Annotated in this window: 18 protein-coding genes, 2 tRNA genes and 3 pseudogenes; 14 read left to right on the top strand and 9 right to left on the bottom strand. The window is 74.2% G+C overall.

Annotated elements, in window-relative coordinates; genetic code table 11:
- The first annotated feature begins 349 nt into the window (after positions 1–349).
- Both WBK50_RS25805 and WBK50_RS25800 read left to right on the top strand, forming a co-directional pair.
- Positions 350–3,163 carry a S8 family peptidase gene (locus tag WBK50_RS25805; protein ID WP_341338084.1) on the top strand — a complete coding sequence of 938 codons (2,814 nt, stop codon included), beginning with the start codon at positions 350–352 and terminating at the stop codon, positions 3,161–3,163.
- Positions 3,164–3,356: 193 nt separating this feature from the next.
- Positions 3,357–4,397, top strand: a complete 1,041-nt coding sequence (locus WBK50_RS25800) for a 3-isopropylmalate dehydrogenase (protein WP_341338083.1) — start codon at positions 3,357–3,359, stop codon at positions 4,395–4,397.
- Positions 4,398–4,457: 60 nt separating this feature from the next.
- On the opposite strand, the gene WBK50_RS25795 is transcribed toward WBK50_RS25800, so the two are convergent.
- Positions 4,458–4,772, bottom strand: coding sequence for an EthD family reductase (locus WBK50_RS25795; protein WP_341338082.1), 315 nt, complete (start codon positions 4,770–4,772; stop codon positions 4,458–4,460).
- 275 nt (positions 4,773–5,047) lie between these two features.
- Between WBK50_RS25795 and WBK50_RS25790 the strand changes: the two genes are divergently transcribed.
- Positions 5,048–6,013: a DivIVA domain-containing protein gene (locus tag WBK50_RS25790; RefSeq protein ID WP_341338081.1), complete on the top strand. Its 966-nt coding sequence runs from the start codon at positions 5,048–5,050 to the stop codon at positions 6,011–6,013.
- A 20-nt stretch (positions 6,014–6,033) separates the two neighbouring features.
- Here WBK50_RS25790 and WBK50_RS25785 read toward each other — a convergent pair whose 3' ends face one another.
- Positions 6,034–6,243, bottom strand: a complete 210-nt coding sequence (locus tag WBK50_RS25785; protein ID WP_341338080.1) for a hypothetical protein — start codon at positions 6,241–6,243, stop codon at positions 6,034–6,036.
- A complete protein-coding gene (locus tag WBK50_RS25780; protein WP_341338079.1) occupies positions 6,228–7,304 on the bottom strand; it encodes an FAD-dependent oxidoreductase in 1,077 nt (358 codons plus the stop codon). Before WBK50_RS25780 ends, WBK50_RS25785 begins: the two co-directional genes overlap by 16 nt.
- 55 nt (positions 7,305–7,359) lie before the next feature.
- Between WBK50_RS25780 and gltX the strand changes: the two are divergent.
- The 3 genes and pseudogenes from gltX (at position 7,360) to WBK50_RS25765 (ending at position 9,134) form a co-directional block, all read left to right on the top strand.
- Positions 7,360–8,855: pseudogene (gene gltX, locus WBK50_RS25775) on the top strand (glutamate--tRNA ligase).
- A gap of 98 nt (positions 8,856–8,953) precedes the next feature.
- Positions 8,954–9,025, top strand: a tRNA-Gln gene (locus WBK50_RS25770).
- 36 nt (positions 9,026–9,061) lie between these two features.
- Positions 9,062–9,134, top strand: a tRNA-Glu gene (locus WBK50_RS25765).
- 162 nt (positions 9,135–9,296) lie between these two features.
- On the opposite strand, the gene WBK50_RS25760 is transcribed toward WBK50_RS25765, so the two are convergent.
- Positions 9,297–10,424, bottom strand: a complete 1,128-nt coding sequence (locus WBK50_RS25760) for a hypothetical protein (RefSeq protein WP_341338078.1) — start codon at positions 10,422–10,424, stop codon at positions 9,297–9,299.
- A gap of 307 nt (positions 10,425–10,731) precedes the next feature.
- Positions 10,732–11,850 carry a class I SAM-dependent methyltransferase gene (locus tag WBK50_RS25755; RefSeq protein ID WP_341338077.1) on the bottom strand — a complete coding sequence of 373 codons (1,119 nt, stop codon included), beginning with the start codon at positions 11,848–11,850 and terminating at the stop codon, positions 10,732–10,734.
- A gap of 339 nt (positions 11,851–12,189) precedes the next feature.
- On the opposite strand from WBK50_RS25755, the gene WBK50_RS25750 reads away from it, so the two are divergent.
- Positions 12,190–14,937: an ATP-binding protein gene (locus WBK50_RS25750; RefSeq protein ID WP_341338076.1), complete on the top strand. Its 2,748-nt coding sequence runs from the start codon at positions 12,190–12,192 to the stop codon at positions 14,935–14,937.
- A gap of 4 nt (positions 14,938–14,941) precedes the next feature.
- Here WBK50_RS25750 and WBK50_RS25745 read toward each other — a convergent pair whose 3' ends face one another.
- Positions 14,942–15,643, bottom strand: coding sequence for an IclR family transcriptional regulator (locus WBK50_RS25745; RefSeq protein WP_341338075.1), 702 nt, complete (start codon positions 15,641–15,643; stop codon positions 14,942–14,944).
- Positions 15,644–15,722: 79 nt separating this feature from the next.
- Here WBK50_RS25745 and leuC point away from each other — a divergent pair.
- From leuC to WBK50_RS25730, 3 genes and pseudogenes are all read left to right on the top strand, one after another.
- A pseudogene (gene leuC, locus WBK50_RS25740) lies at positions 15,723–17,134 on the top strand (3-isopropylmalate dehydratase large subunit).
- Positions 17,134–17,724: a 3-isopropylmalate dehydratase small subunit gene (gene leuD, locus WBK50_RS25735; protein ID WP_341338074.1), complete on the top strand. Its 591-nt coding sequence runs from the start codon at positions 17,134–17,136 to the stop codon at positions 17,722–17,724. The pseudogene leuC and the gene leuD overlap by 1 nt, the downstream one beginning before the upstream one ends.
- Before the next feature lie 136 nt (positions 17,725–17,860).
- A complete protein-coding gene (locus WBK50_RS25730; protein WP_341338073.1) occupies positions 17,861–18,484 on the top strand; it encodes an HU family DNA-binding protein in 624 nt (207 codons plus the stop codon).
- 93 nt (positions 18,485–18,577) lie between these two features.
- Here the strand turns inward: WBK50_RS25730 and WBK50_RS25725 are convergent, their stop codons facing one another.
- Together WBK50_RS25725 and WBK50_RS25720 are read right to left on the bottom strand one after the other, a co-directional pair.
- Entirely contained in the window at positions 18,578–19,507 is a 930-nt protein-coding gene (locus tag WBK50_RS25725) for an NUDIX hydrolase (RefSeq protein WP_341338072.1), read from the bottom strand.
- A 16-nt stretch (positions 19,508–19,523) separates the two neighbouring features.
- Positions 19,524–21,651 (bottom strand): annotated as a pseudogene (locus tag WBK50_RS25720) (RNA degradosome polyphosphate kinase).
- Between WBK50_RS25720 and WBK50_RS25715 the strand changes: the two are divergent.
- Complete coding sequence (locus tag WBK50_RS25715) at positions 21,629–21,973, top strand: hypothetical protein (protein WP_341339600.1); 345 nt, start codon at positions 21,629–21,631, stop codon at positions 21,971–21,973. The pseudogene WBK50_RS25720 and the gene WBK50_RS25715 sit on opposite strands and share 23 nt — an antisense overlap.
- Before the next feature lie 120 nt (positions 21,974–22,093).
- Here WBK50_RS25715 and cofC read toward each other — a convergent pair whose 3' ends face one another.
- Positions 22,094–22,807: a 2-phospho-L-lactate guanylyltransferase gene (cofC, locus tag WBK50_RS25710; RefSeq protein WP_341338071.1), complete on the bottom strand. Its 714-nt coding sequence runs from the start codon at positions 22,805–22,807 to the stop codon at positions 22,094–22,096.
- A 122-nt stretch (positions 22,808–22,929) separates the two neighbouring features.
- On the opposite strand from cofC, the gene WBK50_RS25705 reads away from it, so the two are divergent.
- From WBK50_RS25705 to WBK50_RS25695, 3 genes are all read left to right on the top strand, one after another.
- The gene (locus WBK50_RS25705; protein ID WP_341338070.1) at positions 22,930–23,634 is read left to right on the top strand and encodes a lysophospholipid acyltransferase family protein; all 705 of its coding nucleotides are present in this window, start codon (positions 22,930–22,932) and stop codon (positions 23,632–23,634) included.
- Between the two features lie 5 nt (positions 23,635–23,639).
- Complete coding sequence (locus WBK50_RS25700; RefSeq protein WP_341339499.1) at positions 23,640–24,638, top strand: NAD(P)H-dependent glycerol-3-phosphate dehydrogenase; 999 nt, start codon at positions 23,640–23,642, stop codon at positions 24,636–24,638.
- A 65-nt stretch (positions 24,639–24,703) separates the two neighbouring features.
- Positions 24,704–25,816, top strand: coding sequence for a cystathionine gamma-lyase (locus WBK50_RS25695; protein ID WP_341338069.1), 1,113 nt, complete (start codon positions 24,704–24,706; stop codon positions 25,814–25,816).
- The last annotated feature ends 116 nt before the right edge of the window (positions 25,817–25,932 follow it).

Raw genomic sequence — 25,932 nt, 5'->3', positions numbered from 1 at the left:
GAAGCGGCGCCCCGCCCGGGCACCGACGCCGTGTTCGTCGAGTTCGACGACACCTCGGCCTTCGCCGACTACAGCTCCGCCCTCCCGCGGGGCCGGGACATCGCCCGCCGCGCCGCCGCGGACGCCCGCACGCGCATCGACGCCGCGGTGAACCGGATCCTGGGTTCCCTGCGCGGAGCGGAGGGGGAGCGCGAGCCTCTACCGGACCAGCAACGCCGTCCCCGGCGTCGCCGTCCGGGCGGACCCCGCGACCGTCCGCCGGCTGGTCACCACACCCGGCGTCCGCTCGGTCCGCCGGATCACCCCCGCCCGCCCGAGCAACTCCGCCGCGGCGCAGCTCGGCCGCGCGATGCAGACCTGGCAGGACACCGGCCTGCTCGGCGACGGCGTCCGCATCGGGATCATCGACACCGGCATCGACTACACCCACGCGGACCTCGGCGGTCCCGGCACGGTCGAGGCCTACGAGGCGGCACGGGCCGGCAGGGGCACGTTCCCCACCGAGAAGGTCGTCGGCGGTGTCGACCTCGCCGGCGACGACTACGACTCCAGCAGCTCGGACCCGGCGAGATCCGTCCCGCACCCGGACGACGACCCGCTGGACTGCGGCGGCCACGGCACCCACGTCGCCGGGACGGCCGCGGGCTACGGTGAGAACGCGGACGGCACCACCTTCACCGGGGACTACCGCGCGCTGACCCCGGACGCCCTCGACGGCATGCGGATCGGCCCCGGCTCGGCCCCCGCGGCGAGCCTCTACGCGATCCGGATCTTCGGCTGCGAGGGTTCCACCGCGCTCACCCCGGCCGGGCTCGACCGTGCCCTCGACCCCGACGGCGACGGCGACTTCGACGACCGGCTCGACGTCGTCAACCTCTCGCTCGGCTCGGACTTCGCCGCCCCGGACGACCCGGTCAACGAGTTCGTGCAGAAGCTCGTGGACAACGGCGTCGTGGTCGTCGCGGCCGCCGGCAACGCGGGCGACGTGTTCGACGCCGGGACCGCCCCCTCCAACAGCCCGGACGTCCTGGCGGTCGGCAACGTGCGGGACGCCGGCGTCCTCCTCGACGGCGCCGAGCAGCTCGCGCCCGAGGCCCGGACCGTCTCGGGGCAGTACAGCGTGAACTTCGCGCGCGTCCCGGACGTCACCGGGGACGTGGTGGCGCTCTCCGCGGCCAACGCCCAGGGCTGCGCGCCCTACTCCGCCGCGGACGCCGCCCGCGCCGCCGGCAACATCGTCTGGCTGGACTGGCCGGACGCCGACTCGGCCCGCCCCTGCGGCTCCGTCCAGCGGGCGGAGGAGGCCTCCGCGGCGGGCGCCGTCGGCGCGGTGCTCACCTCGGCCCAGGCGGACTTCGGGTCGACGCAGATCGGCGGCACGAAGGACCTGCCGATGTTCCAGCTCGACGCCGGCTCGACGGGCGCCCTGCGCTCCGCCCTCGACGCCGGCACGCTGCGCCTGCACCTCGACGGCACGCTCGCCGGGATGCGCTACGTGAGCGCGCCGTCGATCGAGGACACGATCAGCGAGAGCTCGGCGCGCGGCGGCCGGGGCCCGGGCGTGAAGCCGGACGTCGCGGCGCCCGGCCAGTCGATCGTGTCCGCGGCCGTCGGCACCGGCTCCGGGCGGGCGAGCAAGACCGGAACGTCGATGGCGTCCCCGTTCGTCGCCGGCGTCGCGGCGCTGGTCCGGCAGGCCCACCCGGACTGGACGCCGCAGGAGATCAAGGCCGCGATCGTCGACACCGCGGACGGCGACGTCCACGCCGGTGAGAACCACGCGGGCCCGGTGTTCGCGCCGATGCGGGTCGGCGCGGGCCGGGTCGACGCGGCGGCGGCCGTCCGCACCACCCTGCTCGCCGGGAACGCGACCGACCCGGGGGCCGTCGGCGTCGCGTTCGGCGCGGTCGAGGCCCCGCCCGGGGAGCCGCTGGAACGCCGGGCACGGATCAGCGTCCGCAACACCGGCGACACCCCGGCCGCGCTGGACGTCGATTTCAAGGCGATCACCACGATGCCGGGCGTGACGATCGAGGCTTCGCCGTCGCGGATCCGGGTGCTGCCCGGCCTCGACGAGACGGTCGACGTCCGGCTGACCGTCGACCCGCAAGCCCTGCGCCGGACGCCGGACCCCACCCTGGAACTCACCCAGGACGGCCAGGCGCGGCAGTACCTCGCCGACGCGTCGGGCCTGGTCACCCTGGTCCCGACGGACGGCTCGCCGACGCTGCGGGTGCCCGTCACCTCGGCACCGAAACCGGTCTCGTCCCTCACCGCGACGGCGGAGGACGACGGGGTCCGGCTGAGCGGCACCGGGGTGGACCAGGGCAGCGGCAGGCAGGCCTACCGCTCCCGTGCCGGGGTGTTCCGGCTGCTCGCGACCAGCCCGGAACTGCCGCTCTGCGACGCGCAGCGGATCACCGAGTGCGTCGCGAACGAGACCGGGCACGGCGGGGACCTGCGCTACGTCGGCGTCGCGCGGTCCGGGGACACGATCGGGGTGGCGGTGTCCATGTGGGGCCCGCTCCCGGACGTCGGCGCGACGACGGTGCCCAGCGTCGAGTTCGACGTCGACGGCGACGGGGTGCCGGACCACGCGACCGGGCTGGTCAAGGAGGCGGGGACGGACGTGCTCGTCGCCCGCACCGTCGACCTCGCGCACCCGATGACCGGCGGCGGCTTCTCCGAGCTCGACGCCCGGCCCGTCAACGGGTTCACCGGCGTCACGGACACCAACGTGTTCGACACCGACACCTGGGTGCTGCCCGTGTCGCTGTCCGCCCTGGGCATCGACCCGCACGCGGCGGCGGCGCCGCTGCGGATGCGGGTGCGGGTCGAGGGGGACTACGGGCCGATCGATGTCAGCAGGCCGAACGAGGAGGGCTCGGACGCGCCCGTCGACGTCGCGGAGGTGCCCGGGCGGTGGGACCCGCTGGCCGACGGGCCCGGGGCGGAGCAACTGTTGAGCCCCGCGGACGACGGGACGACGCTGGCCGCGCCGGCGGACGCCCCGCTGCTCGTCGTGCTCACCCAGAACCCGGCCGGGGAACACGCCGTCGCGCTCGGTTCCCCGTCGTCGGAGGGGGAGGTGTCGATGCGGTGGACACCCGGTCGGGTGTTCCCGACCACGCCGCCGACGACCCCGGGCGCGACGCCCGCATAGCCCGGGCGCAGAATCTGACCCGCTCGGGGTAGTGACGGGTGGCGTCCGGGCCGGGATCGGCCTCCGGACGCCCATGGTTCACCCGCCCGGGTGACCTCGAACGAGTGGACGCTGGTCATCGGACGGCGGCACAGAGGGTAGCGTCTCGTTGCTCCCCCGAAGTGTGAGCCAACTGGAGAGAGGAAGCTCAGGCATGCGCCTTGCGGTCATACCCGGCGACGGCATCGGGCCGGAGGTCATCGACGAGGCGCTGAAGGTCCTCAACGAGGTCTCCCCGGGCGCGGAGACCACGACCTACGACCTCGGCGCCGCGCGCTGGCACTCCACCGGCGAACTGCTCCCCGAGTCCGTGCTCACCGAGCTCAAGCAGCACGACGCGATCCTGCTCGGCGCCGTCGGCGACCCGTCGGTGCCCAGTGGCATCCTCGAGCGCGGCCTGCTGCTGCGCCTGCGGTTCGAGCTGGACCACCACGTCAACCTGCGTCCCGCGCGGCTCTACCCCGGGGTCCGCGGTCCGCTGGCGGGGAACCCCGAGATCGACCTGGTCGTCGTGCGCGAGGGCACCGAGGGGCCGTACGTCGGCACCGGCGGCCTGCTGCGCAAGGACACCCCGCACGAGATCGCCACCGAGGTCAGCCAGAACACGGCGTTCGGCATCGAGCGGGTCGTCCGGGACGCGTTCACCCGCGCCGAGAAGCGCCCGCGCAAGCACCTCACGCTGGTCCACAAGACCAACGTGCTCACCTTCGCCGGCGCCCTGTGGTCCCGGATCGTCGAGGAGGTGTCGCTCGAGCACCCCGACGTCTCCGTCGCCTACCAGCACGTCGACGCGACGACGATCCACCTGGTCACGGACCCGGGCCGGTTCGACGTGATCGTCACGGACAACCTGTTCGGGGACATCCTGACCGACCTCGCGGCCGCCGTCACCGGGGGCATCGGGCTCGCGGCGAGCGGCAACATCGACGCCAGCGGCGCGAACCCGAGCATGTTCGAGCCGGTGCACGGTTCCGCCCCGGACATCGCGGGCCAGGGCATCGCGGACCCGACGGCGGCGATCCTCTCGGTCGCGCTGCTCCTGGACCACGTCGGACGCCCGGACGCCGCTCGCCGGATCGAGGCGGCGGTGGCCTTCGACCTCGCGACGCGGGACCACCAGGCCACGGGCCACACCCAGAGCATCGGGGACCGCCTCGCGGCCCTGGTGAGCAAGCAGGCGGACCCGAACGCCTGACCCTCGTACGACGAAGGTCCCTCACCCGAGGCGGGTGAGGGACCTTCGTCGTGAAACCGGTCAGACGACGACGGTGCGCTCGCCGACCAGCATCGTGGCGCCCGCCATCGCGAAGTTCGGCAGGTCGTCGGTGGCGGCCCTGCCCTCCGGGCTGGCCATCGCCTCGGCCATCGCCTCCTGCGAGGGGAAGGTCAGGGTCGCGATCAGGTGGTACTGCGGGGCGGACCCGTCGGGGCCGGGGCCCGGGCGGACGAGCGTGAACGACTCCAGGCCGGAGATCTTCGCGGCCAGGGGAGCGTGCACGTCGTCGTAGTGCTTGTCGAACGCCGCGGGGTCCGCGGGTGGGTTGTAGAGCACGGTCAGGGTGACAGACACGAACACCTCCGGTAGGTGGTCGGCGGACGTCGGTGTCCGCCGACTCGGGGCTTCATCATCGATCGGGGTGCATCACCGACGACAGGCCCGGACGGGGACTTCCCACGATGTGGGACACGGGAGGTCGGCGCCGGCCCGTCCACCGCGGCGGTGCGACCGCGGGTGACGCAACGCGGACCCCTGCGACACTCGTCCGCGGCGGGTCGCGACCCGATAGGGGCATCGCTGCGCCGATCACTACCGCCCGTGGAGACCGTCTCCCTAGCATGATCGGCATGAGCGCAGTCGAACGGGGCTCGTCCGTGTCCTTCGCACTGGTCCGTCGCGGATACGATCCCGAGCAGGTCGACGAGCACCTGCACCGGGTCGACACCGACGTCAGTCTCCTCGCGACGGACCGGGCGGCCGCGGTGAAGCAGGCGGACCAGCTCACCCGCGAGTGCAACGCGGTCCGCGCCGAGCTCGACGCGACGCGCGCCGAGACCGAGCGGCTGCGCGGCGAGCTCCGGCTGATGGCCGGGCCGGTGGACACCGTCGAGAGCATGAGCGAGCGGGTCCAGGTGGTGCTGAGGCTCGCGCAGCACCAGTTCAGCGGGGTGCGGGACGCGGTGGCCGCGCAGATCGCCGAGGTCGGCGAAGGCTTCGACGCGCAGGCGGCCCTCTCGGCCGACGGGGTCGGGCTCGGCCCGGACACGGACCTCTCCCGGCGCTCCCCGTTCACCCAGCAGGACGCCGACCGGCTGCGCCACGAGGCCGCCGAGGAGCAGGCCCGGCTGGACGAGGCGGCGGCGGTCCGGCGGGCCGCCGCGGACGAGGAGTTCCGCGCCACGCTCGCGGCCCGGTGCCGCGAGGCGCTGGCCCAGATCACCGCGATGCAGGTCGAGGCGACGCGCGTCGCGCAGCAGGTGCTCGACCGCGCCGACGCCCAGGGTGCGGCCCGGGTGGCCGAGGCCGAGGAGACGGCCCGTCGGATGGTCGAGGAGGCCCGGGCCGAGGTCGAGAGCCTGCACGCCCTGCGCCGGCAGCTGGGCCAGCAGCTCGACGCGACGCGCCAGCTGCTCGCGGACGCGCTGCCCGCGCCGCGGCAGGTCCCGGTGCCGCACCCGCGGCAGGCCCCGTCGGGGGGCCCGTCCCACGCCGCGGACACGGCCGCCTCCACCCTCGAGTCGTCGGTCCCCAGGCCGTCCCCGGTGCCGATGGCGGAGCGGACCGCTCGCCCGTCCCCGCGCCACGCCACCTGACCGCCGCACGCCCGTCCGCGTCAGCGGTGGGCGTGCAGGGTGCGGGGCCGCCGCGCCCACTCCGGAGCGTGTTCCGGGAGCGGGCCGATGCCCACCAGCCGCGCCGGGATTCCGCGGAGCGCCGGGAAGCGCTCCAGCAGCCGCGCGGGCAGCGGGAGCGACGTCGCCGACGTGTGCTCGGCGTCGGGGTCGAAGCCGAGGGCGCGGCCCAGGATCACCTTGTGTGCCACGCGCTGCAGGGACTGGAGCACCACCGTCGGCCACAGCCGGCGGGCCTGCACGCGCCGGAGTCCGCGGGGGTGACCGAGCCGGACGAGCGCAGGGCCGGCCCCAGCAGCCGGGCGGTGGCCACCGCGTCCGCGACGGCGAGGTTGATGCCGACGCCGCCCACGGGTGACATCGCGTGCGCGGCGTCCCCGATCAGCAGCAGCCCGTCGGTCGACCAGCGGCGTAGCCGGTCGAGCCGGACGTCGAGCAGCTGGACCTGGTCGAAGGACTCGAGCGTTCCCACCCGGTCCGCCATCCACGGGACGAGCCGCGCGAACCGGTTCCGCAGGGTCGCGATCCCGGCGGCGCGCAGCTCGGCGTCGCTGCCCTTGCGGATGAGATAGGCGCACTGCCAGTAGTCCCCGCGATCGATCATGACGGCGAAGTGGCCGGTGGAGAAGCGCCCGACCCCGCCCTCGACGTCTTCCGTGTGCCGGGGCAGCCGGAACCACCAGACGTCCATCGGAACGCCGAAGGCCCGGCTCCGCAGCCCTGCCGCGGCGCGCAGCGTGGAGCCCCGCCCGTCGCAGCCGACGGTCAGCGCCGCGGACAGCTCGTGTTCCTCGCCGCCCACCCGGTCCGTCCAGCGGACGCCGGTGACCTTGCCTCCGGCTCGCAGCACCCCGGTGACCTCGGCGTTGCGGATCAGCGTGAATGTCGGCTCCGCCTCCGCAGCCTCGGCGAGCAGGTCCAGGAAGTCCCACTGCGGGACGAGCGCGAGGTGCGGGTGCGCGCCGGGCAGCCGGGTGAAGTCCGCGATCGTGACCGTGCCGCCGTCGAGCACGCCCCGCAGCTGCTGCACCCGCCGCTGGGGGAGCGCGGCGAACCGCTCACCCAGGCCGAGCTCGTCGAGCAGCGTGAGGGTGGACGGGTGCACGGTGTCGCCCCGGAAGTCCCGCAGGAAGTCCGCGTGCTTCTCCAGCACGGTGACCTCGACGCCCGCGCGGGCCAGCAGTAGCCCGAGCACCATCCCTGCGGGACCACCACCGGCGACGGCGACGGAGGTGCGCTCGTTATTCATCATGCGTTGAAATATACTCCGATAGGCGCGGAGCGGCCAGGGCTACCCTGGCGAAACCATGAATGCCTCCGCCGATCCCGTGCGTGTCCGCTTCTGTCCCTCGCCCACCGGGACGCCCCACGTGGGGTTGATCCGCACCGCCCTCTTCAACTGGGCCCACGCCCGTCATACGGGGGGTGTGCTCGTCTTCCGGATCGAGGACACCGACGCCTCCCGGGACAGCGTCGAGTCCTACGAGGCGTTGCTCGACGCCCTGCGGTGGCTCGGGCTCGACTGGGACGAGGGCCCCGAGGTCGGCGGCCCGCACGGCCCCTACCGGCAGAGCGAGCGGCACGACATCTACCGGGATGCCCTCGGCCGCCTCGTCCAGGCAGGCGAGGTCTACGAGTCGTACTCCACCCCGGAGGAGATCGAGGCCCGGCACAAGGCCGCCGGCCGCGACCCCAAGCTCGGCTACGACAACTCGGACCGCGACCTCACCGACGAGCAGATCGCCGCCTTCCGTGCGGAGGGCCGCAAGCCCGTGTTCCGCCTGCGCATGCCGGACCGGGACATCACCTTCACGGACCTGATCCGCGGCGACGTCACCTTCCGCGCCGGCCAGGTCCCGGATTTCGTCCTCGCCCGCGGCGACGGCACCCCGCTGTACACGTTCACCAACCCGCTCGACGACGCGCTGATGGACATCACGCACGTCCTGCGCGGCGAGGACCTCCTCTCCTCGACGCCGCGGCAGATCGCCCTGCTCGAGGCGCTGCAGCGCGTCGGTATCGGCAAGGGCCCGATGGCCTACGCGCACCTCCCGCTCGTCACCGGCGAGGGCAACCGCAAGCTCTCCAAGCGGGACCCGCAGTCCAACCTCTTCAACTACCGGGACCGCGGCTTCATCCCGGAGGGCTTGCTGAACTACCTCGCCCTGCTCGGCTGGTCGATCGCCGAGGACCGGGACGTCTTCTCCCTCGACGAGATGGTCGCCGCGTTCGACATCACCCGCGTCTCGGCCAACACGGCGCGCTTCGACCTCAAGAAGGCCGAGGCCATCAACGCCGCGCACCTGCGGGCGCTCCCGGCCGACGAGTTCGCTCGCCGGGTGGTCCCGTACCTGCGGGCCGAGGGCGTCGTCTCGGGCGAGCTACCCCCGAGCAGCAGGAGATACTCACCGTGGCCGCGCCGCTCGTGCAGGAGCGCAGCGTGGTCCTCACCGACGCCGCCCGGATGCTCCGCTTCCTCTTCGTCGACGGCGCGGACTTCACCCTCGACGAGGACGCCGCCGCCAAGAACCTCGGCGCGGACGCCGCCCCGATCCTGGAGGCTGCGATCAAGGGTCTCGACGCCCTCCCGGAGTGGACGGCGGCCGCGATCGAGGACTCGCTCAAGGCCACGCTCGTCGACGGCCTGGGGCTCAAGCCGCGGAAGGCGTTCGCCCCGATCCGGGTCGCCATCAGCGGCCGGACCGTCTCGCCGCCCCTCTACGAGTCCATGGAACTGCTGGGCAAGGAGCGTTCCGTGGCGCGACTGGGGGCCGGTTTGAAACGCGCTGGAGGGGTGAGCTAGAGTCTTCTCTGCAAGGACACGGACACCGGCTCCCGGCGCCAAGGCCTACGGTCACCAGAGATTCGACCGAGCCAGGGGCCCCGGTGAAAGTGAAACCTTGGGGTATGGTGTAATTGGCAGCACGACTGATTCTGGTTCAGTTAGTCTAGGTTCGAGTCCTGGTACCCCAGCGGAAACGCACAGTTTTCGGATGTGCGCTTCCACGAGGCCCCGTCGTCTAGCGGCCTAGGACGCCGCCCTCTCAAGGCGGTAGCGCGGGTTCAAATCCCGTCGGGGCTACACCGACAATGCCCGTCCCGGATCATCCGGGGCGGGCATTGTCGTATTCGAGGGGTCGCCATTGTCGTGTGGCGGAGCCCACCATTCGGGCGCAGATCACAGCAATCCGCGAAACCGGCGGAGAACGCCCCGCCGGAGGGCTCCGGCGGGGCGTTCTCGTGCTCACGGGACGGGTGGCTTGTCCGGCGGCTCCGAGGGCGGCGCCTCCGACGACGTCGGCGGCGGCGCGTCCGACGACGGCGGGGTGGTGGTCGTCGTCGTCCGGGGCGCCGTCGGCTCGACCGGCGGCGGCAGGACCTCCGTGGTCGTGGTCGGGGCGACCGGCGTTCGCCGCGTCGTCCGCGGCGGAGGCGCCGGCGCCTCCGCCGCGGACGGCGCCACGTTCTCGGCCGTCGGCGCGGGCGCCGGGGCCGAGGTGGTCGTCGCGGGGGTGATCACGGACGCGGTGTTCGTCACCCGGTTCGACGGCCAGAACACGATCGTCCCCACCAGCGCCAGCGCGCCGAGCGCACCACCGATGCCGACCATCGTCGCGGGCGTGCGGCCCAGCGCCGGCCGGCGCTCCTCCTCCGGCGCGTACTCGACGTCCGACCCGACAGGTTCCTGCTCACCGGCATGGGCCCAGGCGGGCGAGGCCTCCGGGGGCGGGACGGCGAGGCGGCTGGTGCGCAGCTCGTCCGGGCGCGGCGCGGGGGGGTACTGCTGCTCGTACCCGGGCTGGGCCGGCGGTTCGTAGGCCGGCGGCGGTTCGTAGCCGGACTCGTCGAAGACCGGGGTCACGGTCGTCGGCGCGTAGGGCTCGGCGCCGCCGGCCAGGACGCGCACCGCGCCCGTCGCCTGCACGCCGCCGACGAACGTGACCGCCATGCCGTGCCCGCCCAGGGCGCCGGCGAGGAGATCCTGCTGGTGGGTGGTCCACGACGCGGGACGGGCGATCGCGACGGCGTCCGCGGGCCCGCCCTCCTGCTCCGCGACCTCGTTGACGACCCAGCGCACCATCCGCGCGCAGAGCTCCTCGGCCGGCCAGGTCACCCCGGCGACGACGATCGGCTCCGGGCTGCCGATGCGCTCGGTGAACTCCCGCACGGCCCGGTCGGGCTCGGCCGCGGCCCGGTCCTGGGCGGACTCACCGGCCGTCACGGTGCCGTCCTCGCCGAGGAACAGCACCGTCGGCGCGTCCATCGACCGTTCACCCAGGGCCACGACCTCGGGCGCGTCCGGCCGGTCCGGCCGGCCGACGGCCGCGATGGTCCGGCTCGCGCCCAGATCGATCCCGAGCAGGTAGCTCATCGTTCTCCCTCGCGGCGGGAGGCCGACCCGATCGCTGAGGCCACCGTGCCGGGACGCCGTGTCGATTCCTCGCTCACCGTGATCCTGTCCTCGCCCGGGCCGTGGGGGAGCGGGCCCGGTCGTGCTCTTCTCGTGCAGGTCGGCACCACGCTAACGTCACGCTGCGCTTCCGCCGCGGGAAGGCGGCGTCTCCTTCGGTGGTCGGTGGCCGGGCCCCGGCGAACGGCCCCCGGGCCCGCGGGTCACCGGATCGCCGTGCCCGCGATCTGCACGTCGAGCGGCAGGAAGGGTCCTGCGCCGGGGCGCGTCAGCGGGCGAGCCGGTAGAAGCGGAACAACTCGTCCTCGACGTCAAGGATGTCGATCCCGGCGAAGCCGGCGTCCACCGCGTAGCGGCGCAGGGTGTCCGGTCGCATGACCGTGCCGGTGCCCGCGGACGGCGGGTGCGCCATACCGTCGGGCAGGCAGCACATCAGGCTGTAGCCGTACATGAGCCGCTCGGTCTCGTCCCCGGGGGCGGTGAACGTCTCCGCCACCCGCTCGTCCATCACGAGCACGGTCCCGGTCTCCCCGGCGAGGGCGCGCACGGCCGACAGCACCCCGACCGGGTCGGGTAGGTCGTGCACGCACTCGAAGGCGGTCACGACGTCGTACCCGCCGGAGTCGGTGAGGGTGGCGACGTCGGCGAGGTGGAACCGCACGCGGTCGGCGACGCCGGACTCCGCGGCGTTGCGCCGGGCGGCCTCGATCGAGGGCGCGTCGACGTCGTAGCCGTCCACCGTCGCGTCCGGATAGGCGAGCGCGATGCCGATCGAGGACCAGCCGACGCCGCAGCCGACGTCGGCCAGGCGCCCGCCGCCGCGCAGGGCCGCGTCGATGTCCGGGATCGACGGCAGGTACTCCTGGCCCAGGGTGCCCAGGAACAGCGGCCGGTTCGCCGCGGCCTGCGCCTCGCGGGCGTCGTCGCCCTGCTGCGCCCAGCTCACGCCGCCGCCCGAGCGGTAGGCCTCGAGCAGCGCCGGCAGCTGCTTCCCGACCCCGCACAACAGGCGGGCGAGCGGGACCAGGTGGTTCGGGCTCAGCTCGTCGGTGAACACCTCGGCGTGCCCCGGCGGCAGGGCGAACCGGCGGTGCAGCGCGTGCTCAGGGGCGTCGTCCGGGGGCTCGTCGGCGACGGTGAGGAAGCCGGTGACGGCCTGCTGCTCCAGCCACTCCCGGGCGTACCGCTCCACCGTGCCGGTGCGCACCGCGAGCTCGCCCGAGGTGAGCGGACCGTCGGCGTCCGCGAGGGCCCGGTAGTAGCCGAGCCGGTCGCCGAGGTACACCGACTGGATGTCGAAGGCGGCGACCATGGAGCCGAACAGCCGCTCGGCGAGCGCCTCCGCGGCGGCGGTCGTGGTCGGTGTGGTGCTGTCGATCGTGGTCATCTCCGGCCTCCGGGGCAGGGTCGTGGGAACGGGGACGACGCTAGGGAGGCCTGCTGCCAGGTCGCTGTCACTCCGCTGACTGCCACCGCCGGCCGGCACCGGAAGAGGCGATTCGGTCCATACCGGGCGGAACCGGGCGCTGCCACGATGGCCGGGTGACGACGATCGCCGTGCTCGGCCCGTTGGCGCTGACCGGTCCGGACGGACCCGTCCGGGTGGGGTCCGGGCGCCAGCGGCGGTTGCTCGCCGCGCTCGTCGCCCGGCTCGGCGTCGCGGTGCCGACGGACGTGCTCGCCGAGCTGGTCTGGGAGGACCCGGCCACCCCGGCGGACCCGTCCGGTGCCGTGCAGACCAACGTCGCGCGGCTACGCCGGGTGCTGCCCCCGGGCACGCGGATCGACACCACGCCCGAGGGGTACCGCCTCGTCGCCGACCGGCGGGACGTCGACGTGGCCGCGTTCACCGACCTGCTGGGGCCGGTGCCGGGCGAGGACCCGGCGCGTCGCCTGGCCCGGCTCGACGAGGCGCTGCGGCTCTGGCGCGGCGGCCCCTATCCGGAGCTTCGACCACCCCTCCGTCGAACCGGAGGTGGCCCGGCTCTGCGCGCTCCGCGCCGGTGCCGTCGAGGACCGGGCCCGGGCGCTGCTCGAGGTCGGCCGGGCGGCGGAGGCGGTGGCCGCGCTGGAGGCACTGGTCGCGACCGAACCGCTGCGCGAGGAGGCGGTCGCGGGGCTGATGCGGGCTCTCGTGGCCTCGGGCCGGCAGGGCGACGCGCTCGGCGCCTACACCCGGCTGCGCACCCGGCTGGCCGACGAGCTCGGGCTCGATCCGTCGCCCGAGTTGCGCGAGCTCGAGCGGCAGGTGTTGAACCAGGAGGTCCCCGCGCCCCACGTGATCGGGGGTGGGCCCGTGGTCCGCCTGCCGGTCAGCTCGTTCGTCGGCCGGACCGAGGAGCTCGCCGCGGGTGCGGACCTGCTCGGCCGCTGCCGGGTGGTCAACCTCTGCGGGCCGGGCGGGGCGGGCAAGACGCGGCTGGCCCGCCACCTCGCCGCCGGGATCGCGGACCGCTACGAGGACGTGGTCGTCGTCGAGCTGGGCAAGGGCGGACCGCAGGACGTCGAGCCGTCGGTCGCCGCGGCGCTGCGCCTGGCCTCCCCCGGCTCGGGTACCGGGAACACCGCGCTGCTCGACCGCATCGTCGAGGTGCTGGCGGTGCGGCGCGCGCTGCTCGTGCTCGACAACTGCGAGCACGTCGCGGACGAGCTCGCCCCGCTGGTCGAGGCGGTCTGCGCGGGAGCGCCGCGGGTCGACCTGCTGCTCACCAGCCGCGAGGCCCTGCGGGTCGACGGCGAGCAGGTGCTGCCGGTCGCGCCGCTGCCCTCGGGCCCGGCGGCCCGGCTGCTCGTCGACCGCATCCGCGCCGCCGACCCCGCCGCCGTGCTCGCCCCCGAGCTCGTGGCCGAAGCGTGCCGCCGGCTCGACGGGCTGCCGCTCGCCCTCGAACTGGCCGCGGCCCGGGCGGGCGCGCTGGGGCTCGGCGCGCTCGTCGACGCGCTGGAGCATCCGCTCGAGGTGCTGCACGGCGGCCGGCGGACCGCGGACCCGCGGCACCGCTCGCTCCGGGACGTCATCGCGTGGTCCTACGGGCTGCTCGACGACGAACAGCGCCGGCTCTTCGAGCAGATGTCGGTCTTCGCCGGTGCGGTCGAGCGCGAGGCCGTCGCCGCGGTCTGCGACGACAGCGCGGCGCTCCCGGACCTCGTCGGCCGCTCGCTGGTGGTCCGCTCCGGCGAGGACCCCGCCGGGTTCGGCATGCTCGAGACCCTGCGGGCCTTCGCCCGGGCCCGGTGTGCCGCGGGGCCCGCCGGCCCGGCGCTGCGGGCGCGGCACGCCCGCTGGGCGGTCCGGCTCGCCGAGGAGATCCTGCGGGCCCGGGAGACACCGGACGAGGCGTCGGCCGTCCGCCGCTTCGACGCCCACCTGCCGGAGCTGCGCAGTGCGCACGACCGGCTCTGCCGGGCCGGCCTCGTCGAGGACGTGCTGCGGCTCGGCGTGCTCTTCGGCGAGCTGGGCTGGTTGCGGGGCCGCGCGGACCTGGTCCGGCTGACCGAGAAGTCGCTGCGGGTCGCCGGCGTCCTCGGGCCGGACGGGACGGTGGCGGGCCACGCCGGGGACGCGGCGCCGCTGGCGGCGCGGGTGCTGGGCCTGCTCGCGACGGCCTGCTGGCAGCGAGGCGACCTCGACCTCGGCGAGGCGTACTCCCGGCACGCCATGCAGATCGCCGTCGCGGGCGGGGACCCGCTCGCCGCCCGGTACGGGCACGAACCCCTGGCGAACGTGCTCAGCTTCCGCGGCGACCTCGCCGGCTCGATGCGGGAGGCCGCGACCGCGGAACAACTGGCCCGCAAGGCCGGGGACGGGCCGACGCTGACGCTGAGCCTGTTCGATCTCGCCCTCGGTTCCGCGTACTCGGGCGACCGGGCCGCCGCGTCCCGGTACGAACGCGAGCTCGACGCCGTCGTGGGACCGGCCGACCCGCCGACCCGTCGCGGTTTCGCGGCCTACGTGCGGGGGGAGCTGCGGGCCGAGGCGGGGGATCCCGGCGCGGCCGACCACCTCCGCGAGGCAGCCGCGACGGTGGCCGAGGCGGACTCGCGGTTCATCGAGGGCGTCGCCCGGCACACGTTGCTCACCTCCGGGATGCGCGACAGCGCGGACCCCGCCGGACGGCTGGCGGCCCTGTGGCCCCTGATCGAGCACTGGCACCGGTTCGGCGCGTGGATGCATCTCTGGGTGGCGGTGCGGGCGCTGGTCGAGACGCTGTCGCGGCTCGACCGCCACGCCGAGGTGGCCGAACTGCTCGGCGCCCGGCGGGCCAGCGCCCGGGCGACCGTCTCGTTCGGCACCGATCTGGAGCGGGAACGGGCGGTGGAGCGGGCCGCGCGGGCCGCGCTCGGCCCCGAGTTCGAGGCCCGGCTCGCGGCCGGCGCGGCCCTGGGTGACGCCGAGGCGCTGGCGCTCGCCCGCCGGATCACCCTCGGGCCGGGCCACGAGGCGCCGTCCGGCCCGCAGCCGGCCGCGACCTGACGGGTCACAACCGGTGCTGCAGCGCCTCCGCCGCGGCCAGGAGGTCCGCCGCCCAGCGCACCCCCGGCCGTCGGCCGATCCGGTCCACCGGGCCGGACACGGACACCGCCGCCACGACCTGCCCGGCCGCGTCGCGCACCGGCGCGGACACGCTGGAGACGCCGGACTCGCGTTCGGCGACGCTCTGCGCCCAGCCGCGCCGCCGGACGTCGACGAGGACGCGTTCGGTGAACGTCGCGTCCGCGAGGACCAGGCGTTGCGTCACCGGGTCCGCCCACGCGGCGAGCACCTTCGCGCCCGAGCCCGCGGTCATCGGCAGCCGGGTGCCCACGGGCACGGTGTCCCGCAGGCCGCTCGCGGGCTCGGCGGCGGCGATGCAGACACGGTGGATCCCGTCCCGGCGGTAGAGCTGCACGCTCTCACCGGTGATGTCCCGCAGCCGTGGCAGGACCGCGCCGGCGGCGTCGAGCAACGGGTCCGCGTGCCCGCCCGCGAGCTCGGCGAGCGTGGGCCCGGGACGCCAGCGGCCGTCGTTGCCGCGGTGCAGCAGGCCGTGCACCTCGAGCCCGACCGCGAGCCGGTGGGCCGTGGCCCGGGGCAGGCCCGTGGCCTCGCAGAGCTCCGAGAGCCCGACCGGTTCGACCGCTGCCGCCCGGAGCACCCCCACGGCCTTGTCGAGCACGCCGATACCGCTAGACTGTCTCACGCCTCGATACTATCTTCCCAGATCCTGGGAAGTCCACACCACTACTCGGGGCGGGTGAGCCGAGGAGAGGGAGGCAGCGGTGGGACGCACACTGGCCGAGAAGGTCTGGGACCTGCATCTGGTCCGCAAGGGTGAGGGGCAGGAACCCGACCTGCTCTATATCGACCTGCACCTGGTCCACGAGGTGACCAGCCCGCAGGCGTTCGACGGGCTCCGGCTCGCCGGCCGTCCGGTGCGCCGCACGGACCTCACCATCGCGACCGAGGACCACAACGTCCCCACCCTCGACGTGCTCGCGCCCATCGCCGACCCCGTGTCCCGCACGCAGGTCGAGACGCTGCGCCGCAACTGTGCGGAGTTCGGGGTCGAGCTGTACCCGATGAACCACGCCGAGCAGGGCATCGTCCACGTCATCGGCCCGCAGCTGGGGCTCACCCAGCCGGGCACCACCGTCGTCTGCGGGGACAGCCACACGTCCACGCACGGCGCGTTCGGCGCGATGGCGTTCGGCATCGGCACGTCCGAGGTCGAGCACGTGCTCGCCACCCAGACGTTGCCGCTCAAGCGGTTCAGGACCATGGCGATCAACGTCAACAGCAAGGACGGGACGCTGCGGCCCGGCGTGACCAGCAAGGACGTCGTGCTGGCCATGATCGCGCAGATCGGCACCGGCGGCGGGCAGGGCTACGTGCTCGAGTACCGCGGCAACGTCATCGAGAACCTCTCGATGGAGGCCCGGATGACGATCTGCAACATGTCGATCGAGGCCGGCGCCCGCGCGGGAATGATCGCCCCGGACGAGACCACCTTCGCGTACCTGAAGGGCCGCGACCGCGCGCCGTCGGGGGACCAGTGGGACGAGGCCGTCGAGGCGTGGCGCGAGCTGCGCACGGACGAGGACGCCACCTTCGACGCCGAGGTGGACATCGACGGCGACGCGCTGACCCCGTTCGTCACCTGGGGCACCAACCCCGGCCAGGGCCTGCCGCTCGGCGAGAGCGTGCCGGACCCGGAGTCGATCGTGGACGAGAACGAGCGCACCGCCGCGGAGAAGGCCCTGTCCTACATGGGCCTCGAGGCCGGCATGCCGTTGCGCGACATCAAGGTCGACACCGTGTTCGTCGGCTCGTGCACCAACGGCCGGATCGAGGACCTCCGCGCCGCCGCCGAGGTGATCGACGGGCGCACGGTCGCGGACGGCGTGCGGATGCTCGTCGTGCCGGGCTCGATGCGGGTGCGGTTCCAGGCCGAGGACGAGGGCCTGGACAAGATCTTCACCAGCGCCGGCGCCGAGTGGCGCTCCGCGGGCTGCTCGATGTGCCTGGGCATGAACCCGGACCAGCTCGCCCGGGGGAGCGCTGCGCATCGACGTCGAACCGCAACTTCGAGGGCCGCCAGGGCAAGGGCGGCCGCACCCACCTGGTGTCGCCCCTCGTAGCCGCCGCGACGGCGGTCCGGGGCACCCTGAGCTCGCCGGAGGACCTGAACTGATGGACGCCTTCTCGACCCACACCGGCATCGGCGTGCCCCTGCGCCGCTCCAACGTGGACACCGACCAGATCATCCCCGCCGTCTACCTCAAGCGCGTGACGCGCACGGGTTTCGAGGACGGCCTGTTCTCGGCCTGGCGGGGCGAGGAGGACTTCATCCTCAACCAGGAGCCGTTCTCGCGCGGCTCCGTGCTGGTGGCGGGGCAGGACTTCGGCACCGGCTCGTCGCGCGAGCACGCGGTCTGGGCCTTGATGGACTACGGCTTCCGGGTCGTCATCTCGTCCCGGTTCGCGGACATCTTCCGGGGCAACTCGGCGAAGGCCGGGCTGGTCGCGGCGCAGGTCGCGCAGCCGGACGTCGAGCTGCTGTGGAAGCTGCTGGAGAACGAGCCGGGCACCGAGGTGACCGTCGACCTGCAGGAGAAGACGGTGCAGGCCAAGGACCTGACCGTCCGCTTCGACATCGACGACTACGCCCGCTGGCGCCTGCTGGAGGGGCTGGACGACATCGGCCTCACCCTGCGCCACGAGCAGGACATCACCGCGTTCGAGGCCGCCCGCCCCGCGCGGATGCCCACCACCCACGGCTGACGCCGCCCGTGCGCGGTGGTCGTTGCCCCGGCGATGGCCACCGCGCACGAACGAGGCAGTCGCAGTCCCTGCGCCGCAACGGCTTTTTCGGCCGCGTCACTGGTGCGAGCTGCGGAAACGTTCTACCGTGCCGTTCATGAACAAGACCCAGCTCGTGGACGCGCTGGCGGCCCGTCTCGGAGACCGGCGCACCGCGTCGTCCGCTGTGGACGGCCTGCTGGAGATCATCGTCGACACCGTCGGATCCGGCTCCTCGGTGACGCTCACCGGATTCGGGGTGTTCGAGCCCCGGGCCCGGGCAGCCCGCGTGGCGCGGAACCCGCGCACCGGCGAGACCGTGCCCGTCCCGGCCACGACGGTCCCGGCCTTCCGCCCCGGGACGGCGTTCAAGGCGACGGTCCAGGCCAACGGTGCGGGCACCGGCAAGCCGGCCCCGGTCCGTCGGACCGGCGGCGGCGCCGCCGGGACCGCCGCGCCCGCGACGACCGCTCGCCGGAGCCGGGCCACCACGGCCGCAGCCTCCGACGCCGCGCCGACGCCCGCCGTCACGGAGGCACCCGCGAAGCCGGGCCGCCGCGCGGCCAAGACGTCCGGCTCGCTCACCGCCCAGGCCGAGGCCCCCGCGGAGAAGCCCGCCAAGAAGCCGGCGAAGAAGGCCGAGCCCAAGAAGGCGGCCGCCAAGGCCAAGGAGACCAAGGAGACCAAGGCCGCCGCCCAGCCCGCCAAGAAGACCCCGGCGAAGGGCAAGGCCAAGAAGTAGCCGGCCCGCGGGGTCTCAGATCGCGACTCGCGGGGTCTCAGATCGCGACTCGCGGGGTCTGAGAGCGCGACTCGCGGGACGGTCGCGGGCGGGCTACGCGGTGGGGTCGGGGTAGTAGTCGGCGCTCGTCAGGGCGCCAGAGGAGGACAGGCAGAGGACCCAGGTGCTGCCCTTCTTCGAGGGGACGCCCTTCTCCTCGTCGACCTCGGGCGGGTTCAGACCCCACTCGGACAGGAGCGTGCCCACCACGTCCGGGATCACCCCGCCCTGGCTGCACACGACCGTGACGCCCGGCTGCGCGGCGAGCTCGTGGAAGCGGGCCAGGCCGCGGTCCGGGGCTTCCCAGTAGCCCTCCTCGCCGAGCAGCGGCTCGACGGACGGCGGCTCCAGACCCAACGCGGAGACGAGCGGGGCGATCGTCTCCCGGCAACGGACGGGCGGGGCGGTGACGGCCCGCTCCGGGCCGAACCGCGCCAGGAACGGGACCAGCTGCTCCGCCTGGCGCCGGCCCGCCGCGGAGAGCGGGCGGAGGTCGTCCTCGCCGTCCCAGTCGCTGCGGCTGCCGGCCTTCGCGTGCCGGACGACCAGCACCACGGACCGGGGCGGCCCCTGCGCGGCGAACCGCGCGACGATCTCCCGGTCGTGGTCGCGCGTCAGCCGGGACGTCGCCTCCGCCGGGGGGACCCAGACCAGCTCGTCGACCTCCTGGTTCGGCACGAAGTCGGCGCGGTTCAGGCACTCCGCCGCCCAGTACCTAACGAGCTTGCGGCCCTCGGGCACGTCGTAGCGCACGTCCCCGAGCAGGGCGCCGAGCCGCGCCCGCAGCCCGGTCTCCTCCCAGGTCTCCCGGACGGCGGCGGCCGAGAGGGACTCACCGGGGTCGACCTTGCCCTTGGGGAGGGACCAGTCGTCGTACTTGGGGCGGTGCACCAGTGCCACGAGCGGCCCGACGTCGCCCGGGCACCAGAGGACGGTGCCCGCGGCGAGGACGTCGGCCTCGAGGGCGGAGGGATCGGGACTCACGGCCGGACCAGGTCCCTCATTCGTTGTCGGACGAGGCGCGGGAGACGTGGGCGATCATCAGCTCCGCCTGGTGGTCCCGGACCTTCTCCAGGTCCGAGCCCGGCGGGGGCGAGGGCTCCCACGTGCCGTCCGCCTGCAGCGTCCAGCAGCGCGTCGCCGGGTCCAGCGCGGAGTCGAACACCGCGCCCAGCTGCCCCGCCAGCGCCGGGTCCGCGACGCGCAGCAGCACCTCGACCCGGCGGTCCAGGTTGCGGTGCATCATGTCCGCGCTGCCGATCCAGTACTCGTTGGCGGCGCCGAAGTGGAAGATCCGCGAGTGCTCGAGGAACCGGCCGAGGATCGAGCGGACCTGGATGTTCTCCGAGAGCCCGGGCCGGCCGGGCCGGATCGCGCAGATCCCGCGGACGACGACGTCACAGGGCACCCCCGCGATCGACGCCCGGTACAGCGCGTCGATGACCTGCTCGTCGACGAGGGAGTTGACCTTGATCCGGACCCGCGCGTCCTCGTTGCCCGCCTGGAACGCCTCGATCTCGTCCTCGATGCGCCTGACGATCCCGCGCCGCACGCCGTAGGGCGCGACGAGCAGGCTCCGGTAGGAGGTCTGACGCGAGTAGCCGGTGAGCGAGTTGAACAGGTCCGTGAGGTCGGCGCCGATCGTCGGGTCCGCGGTCAGCACGCCGATGTCCTCGTAGAGCCGCGCCGTCTTCGGGTTGTAGTTGCCCGTGCCGATGTGGCAGTAGCGGCGGATCGTGGAGCCCTCCTGGCGCACGACGAGCGAGGTCTTGCAGTGCGTCTTGAGCCCCACGAGCCCGTAGACGACGTGCACACCGGACTTCTCCAGCTCACGCGCCCAGCGGATGTTGGCCTGCTCGTCGAACCGCGCCTTGATCTCGACGAGCGCGACGACCTGCTTGCCGGCCGCCGCCGCGTCGATCAGGGCGTCGACGATCGGCGAGTCGCCGGACGTCCGGTAGAGCGTCTGCTTGATCGCCAGCACGTTCGGGTCCGCGGCGGCCTGCTCGATGAAGCGCTGCACGCTCGTCGAGAAGGAGTCGTACGGGTGGTGGACCATCACGTCGCCCTCGCGCAGCGTCGCGAAGATGCTGCGCGGGGTCTCGCGCTCGCCGAACGCGGGGTGCGTGGCGGGGCGGAACGGCTCGTCCTTCAGGTCCGGCCGGTCAATGGCGTAGACCTCCCAGAGGCAGGTCATGTCCAGCAGGCCGGGCACCGTGACGACGTCCCCGGGGTGCACGTCCAGCTCGCGGAGCAGCAGCTCCAGCACGTGCTCGCTCATCGTCTCCGTGACCTCGAGCCGCACCGGCGGCCCGAATCGGCGGCGGGCCAGCTCGCGTTCGAGGGCCTGCAGGAGGTCCTCGTCCCGGTCCTCCTCCACCTCGAGGTCCGCGTTGCGGGTCACCCGGAACGCGTGCACCTCGGCCACCTCGAGCCCGGTGAACAGCTCGCCGAGGTGCGCGGAGATCAGGTCCTCGATCGGCAGGAACGTGATTCCCCGGCCCGGGTCGCCCTCGTCCTCACGTACCTGGACGAGACGCGGGACGTTGTTCGGCACCTTCACCCGCGCGAACCGCTCCGTGCGGCCCTCCGGGTCCCGCACGGTGACGGCCAGGTTCAGCGACAGCCCCGAGATGTACGGGAAGGGGTGCGCCGGGTCCACCGCGAGCGGCGTGAGCACGGGGAAGACCTGGGCGGCGAAGTAGTCCGAGAGGCGCAGCCGCTGCGCGTCCGTGAGATCGGACCAGCGGCGGATGTGGACACCGCTGGCCGCGAGCTCGGGGCGGACCTCGTCCAGGAAGACGCGGGCGGCCGCCTCCGAGATCGCCTGGCTGCGCTCGCCGATCTGGCGGAGCTGCTCGCGCGGGGACAGCCCGTCCGCGCTGCGCACGGCCAGGCCCATCTCGTCCCGGCGCTTCAACCCGGCGACCCGGACCATGTAGAACTCGTCCAGGTTCGACGCGAAGATCGCCAGGAACTTGGCCCGCTCCAGCAGCGGCTGGCTGGTGTCCTCGGCCAGGGCGAGCACCCGGGCGTTGAAGTCCAGCCAGGAGAAGCTCGCGGTTGAGGTAGCGGTCGTCCGGCAGGCCCGAGGGTGCCGCGGCGGTGATCGGCGCGGGCGGGCTGATCGGCGCCGCGCCGGATCCGGCGGGGGGCGGGGGCGGCGGGCTGACCGCCGTGCTCGCGGACGTGGGCGGGGCGGCCGGTCCGGGCTTCTCCGGCTCCGTCTGGCCGCTGCCCTCGCGCGTGGCGGGCTTGGCCACGGAGGCGCCCGCCTTCGCGGCGCCGGAGGTGGAGTTCGACGACGGCCGCGCGCTCGCACTCACCCGTCGCGTGGCCGGCCGGGCCGGTCGTCGGGCCGCGGCTCGCGTGCGCCTGCGCCCGGAACCGTCGCCGGCGCCGCCCCCGGAGCCGGTGGGCTCGGGGGACGCGGAACCGTTGGCGGACTGATCCTGCCGGTCGTCTTCGCGATCACCCACGCGGCGATTCTTCCGCACCCGAGGGGGGTGCACCGGCTCCGGGGGACTGACATCCGGGTGAACTTCGAATCACGGAACGATAACGCGAAGATCACGCCGGACGGCTGCCCCGATCCGGGGCGAGGAGGCGGCCGGTGCGCGGGCCGATGCCGGCCGTCTCGGCCTCCCGCAGGTCCGCCTCGGTGTCGACGTCCAGGCGCAGGCCCGGCCACGCCCCGGGCAGCGCCGCGGCCCCGGACTCCCGGTGCGCGTCCGCCGAGCCCGGCCCGAACCGGGGGTCCAGCGCGACGCCGACGGCCGCGACCAGCAGCGTCGTGCCGTCCCCGTGGGCGTCCGTGCAGAATGCCCGGGTGGCGCTCCCGGTGGCGAACAGCGCCTGCGCCGCGGCGAGGGCGGCGTCGAGCTCGTCCGGGTGCAGCGCGGCCAGATCCGCTTGCAGCGCAGCGACTCCGGCCGCGGCGAGGTTCTTGATCCGGCGTCGTCTGCGGTGCCACTCCGCGCCGTGCCGCAATGCCGCGTTCAGGCCCTCCGCGGGCTCGTCGGCGAGCACGGACGCGCCGAGCGCGGTGACGCCCGCCGAGACCTCCGGATCGGACGTCACGACCACGATCTCGCCGACCCGGTTCGCCGCCCGGGCCGCCGCGACGGTGTCCAGCGCGAGCGAGAGGGCGAGGCGGGCGTGGGCCTGCGGGTCCCCGATCCCGCGGTCCGCCGCGCCGCGCAGCCGGGACTTCGCGACGTGCAGCGGCTTGACCGGCACGACGACGTCGGTTCGCGACGGGACCGGTCCGGAACGCGGGGGCACACACCCATCGTTCCACTCCGGCGCGGCGCGCGGGCGCAGACTCCTGGACCCGCCCCGTACCGTCACGGGAGACTCGCCCGCGGTGATCGTCCGCGGTGCGCCGACGGAGCAGGAGGTCGTGGGTGACGCGTGAGAAGGGTGGCTTCTCGGTCTGGGTGTCGGCGGTGGTGTTCACCGTGCTGAACTTCCTGACCAGCCGCAACCGGTACCTGGGTCTGGAGAACGTGCCGGCCGACGGCGGAGCGCTGATCGTCGCGAACCACATCTCCTACCTCGACCCGGCGCACACCGCGCTGTACGTCTACCGGGGGAAGCGGGTGCCGCGGTTCCTCGCGAAGCACAGCCTCTGGAAGATCCCGGTGTTCGGGCGGATCCTGGTCGCCAGCGGGCAGATCCCGGTCTACCGGGACTCCGCGGACGCGCAGCAGAGCCTCCGCGACGGCATCGAGGCGCTCGGCAGGGGAAAGGTCGTCGTCATCTACCCGGAGGGCACGATCAGCCGCGACCCCGAGGGGTGGCCGATGCAGTCCCGCACGGGCGTCGCCCGGCTCGCCCTGTCGTCGGACGTGCCGGTGATCCCCGTCGTGCACTGGGGGACCCGCGAGATCTACGACCACTACAACAGGAAGTTCCGGCCGTTGCCGCGGACGACGGTGACGGTGAAGGCGGGCCCGCCGATCGACCTGTCCGCCTACCGCGGGCGCCCGCTCGACGCGACGATCCTGCGCGAGGTCACCGACCACGTGATGAGCGAGGTGCGGGACCTGCTGGCCGAGGTCCGGGGCGGGGCCGCGCCCACCGAGTTCTACAAGCGGGTGGACCGGTGAGGGCGCTGCAGCGGGTCGCCGTCCTGGGGGCGGGGTCCTGGGGGACCACGTTCGCGAAGGTCCTCGCGGACGCCGGCCGGGACGTCGTGCTGTGGGCGCGCCGCCCCGAGGTGTCCCGCGCCGTGTGCGACCGGCACGTCAACCCGGACTACCTGCCCGGCGTCGTGCTGCCGGAGCGGATCACCGCGACGACGAACGCCGCCGCCGCGCTCGACGGCGTCGACGCCGTCGTGCTCGCCGTCCCGTCCCAGACCCTGCGGGCCAACCTGAACGACTGGCGGGACCTGCTCCCGCGCGGCCGGACGCTGGTCAGCCTGGCGAAGGGGGTCGAGCTCGGGACGCTCAAACGGATGAGCGAGGTCGTCGTCGAGGTCGCCGGGGTGACGCCGGACCAGGTCGCCGTGGTGTCCGGGCCGAACCTCGCCCGCGAGATCGCCGCCGAGGAGCCGACCGCCACCGTGATCGCCTGCTCGGACCACGAGCGGGCCGTCGCCCTGCAGAGCGCGACGTCGTCGGGGTACTTCCGCTCCTACACGAACACCGACGTCGTGGGCTGCGAGCTGGGCGGGGCCGGGAAGAACGTGATCGCGCTGGCCGTGGGGATCGCGGCGGGCATGGGGCTCGGGGACAACACCCGGGCGTCGCTGATCACCCGCGGGCTCGCGGAGACGGCGCGGCTCGGCCAGGCGCTCGGCGCGGACCCGCTGACCTTCGCCGGGCTCGCGGGCCTCGGGGACCTGGTCGCGACGTGTTCGTCGCCGCTCTCGCGCAACCGCACGTTCGGCGAGCACCTCGGCCGCGGCGAGAGCCTGGAGCAGGCGGGGGAGGCCAACCACGGGCAGGTCGCCGAGGGCGTGAAATCCTGCCTGTCGATCTGCGAGCTGGGCGAGCGGCACGGGGTCGAGCTGCCCATCGCGGACGCGGTGCGCCGGGTCTGCCACGAGGGCTGGTCCGCGACCTCGATGGGCAAGGAGCTGATCAGCCGCGCGCCCCGCCCCGAATAGCCTGTGCGCGGAGGTCGTCGCCAGGGCGACGTCTTCCGCGCACGAGCCGACGGAGGAGGCACCCCATGACCGGTGACGGCACCCGCTGCGTGCACGGCGGTCTGGAGACCGGCGCGGTGGGGGAGCCGGTGCACCCGGGCCCCGTGCTGTCCGCGACGTTCCATCTCGGGCTGCCGCACGACCCGCCCGCCCACGACTTCTACAGCCGCCCGGACAACCCGACCTTCCGGATGCTGGAGTCCGCGGTCGGCGAGCTCGAGGGCGGCGTCTGCACGTCGTTCTCCTCGGGGATGGCGGCGATCGCGGCGGTGCTCCGGCTCGCCGCGCAGCCCGGCGCCGCGATCGTCCTGCCCAGCGACGGCTACTACGTCGCCCGGGTGCTGGCGCAGGACGAGCTGGTGCCGCTGGGCGTCGAGATCCGGGAGGTGGCGACGGCCGGGGCCTGGGACGACCAGATCGTGGACGGCGCGACGCTCGTCCTGCTGGAGACCCCGTCGAACCCGGGGCTCGAGGTGTGCGACATCCGCGCCGTCGCCGAGCGCGCGCACGCGGGCGGCGCGCTGGTGGCCGTGGACAACACGACCGCGACCCCGCTCGGACAGCGACCGCTCGCGCTCGGCGCCGATCTCGTCGTCGCGTCGGACACGAAGGCGCTGGCCGGGCACGGGGACGTCGTCCTCGGGCACGTCACCGCGCGGGACCCGATCCTCGCGGACCGGATCAAGGCCGCCCGGACCCGCAGCGGCGCGGTCCCCGGGCCGATGGAGGCCTGGCTCGCGCACCGCGGCCTGGGCACGCTGGACCTGCGGCTGGCCCGGCAGGCGACGAACGCCCACGCCCTCGCGCTGGCGCTGACCACGCACCCCGCGGTGAGCGACGTCCGGTGGCCGGGGCTGCCGGACGATCCGTCCTACGCCGTCGCGTCGAAGCAGATGCGCAGGTGGAACGGGGTGCTGCGGTTCACGCTCCGGTCCAAGGAGCAGGTCGGGGAGTTCCTGGCCGCGTCCCGTCTCGTCATCTCCGCGACGAGCTTCGGCGGCCTCCAGACCACCGCGGACCGCCGGGAACGCTGGGGGGACGCGGTTCCGCCCGGGCTGATCCGGCTCTCCGCGGGCTGCGAGGACACGGACGATCTGGTGCACGACGTGCTGGGGGCGCTGGACCGCATCCGCGTATGACAGAGGGTTGCCGGATCGTGGCGACGTTCACTCCTCCGTAACGCCCTGGATCACCCACTCGATGGGCTAACAACAGATGTGCTGACCGATTCGTCGGTTCGGCCCTGCTGGCCTAG

The organism is Pseudonocardia sp. T1-2H, from assembly GCF_038039215.1.
Classification (GTDB): domain Bacteria; phylum Actinomycetota; class Actinomycetes; order Mycobacteriales; family Pseudonocardiaceae; genus Pseudonocardia.
The sequence above is the reverse complement of the archived record's forward strand: the minus strand, read 5'-3'. Positions and strand labels throughout refer to the sequence as shown.

Bases quoted from the DNA above. Each gene is read 5' to 3' on its own strand.
- WBK50_RS25695 (WP_341338069.1), top strand. From the start codon at position 24,704: ATGACCGGTGACGGCACCCGCTGCGTGCACGGCGGTCTGGAGACCGGC.
- WBK50_RS25755 (WP_341338077.1), bottom strand. From the start codon at position 11,850: ATGACCACGATCGACAGCACCACACCGACCACGACCGCCGCCGCGGAG.
- WBK50_RS25790 (WP_341338081.1), top strand. From the start codon at position 5,048: ATGAGCGCAGTCGAACGGGGCTCGTCCGTGTCCTTCGCACTGGTCCGT.
- WBK50_RS25780 (WP_341338079.1), bottom strand. From the start codon at position 7,304: ATGATGAATAACGAGCGCACCTCCGTCGCCGTCGCCGGTGGTGGTCCC.
- WBK50_RS25730 (WP_341338073.1), top strand. From the start codon at position 17,861: ATGAACAAGACCCAGCTCGTGGACGCGCTGGCGGCCCGTCTCGGAGAC.
- leuD (WP_341338074.1), top strand. From the start codon at position 17,134: ATGGACGCCTTCTCGACCCACACCGGCATCGGCGTGCCCCTGCGCCGC.
- WBK50_RS25805 (WP_341338084.1), top strand. From the start codon at position 350: ATGCAGACCTGGCAGGACACCGGCCTGCTCGGCGACGGCGTCCGCATC.
- WBK50_RS25760 (WP_341338078.1), bottom strand. From the start codon at position 10,424: ATGAGCTACCTGCTCGGGATCGATCTGGGCGCGAGCCGGACCATCGCG.
- WBK50_RS25800 (WP_341338083.1), top strand. From the start codon at position 3,357: ATGCGCCTTGCGGTCATACCCGGCGACGGCATCGGGCCGGAGGTCATC.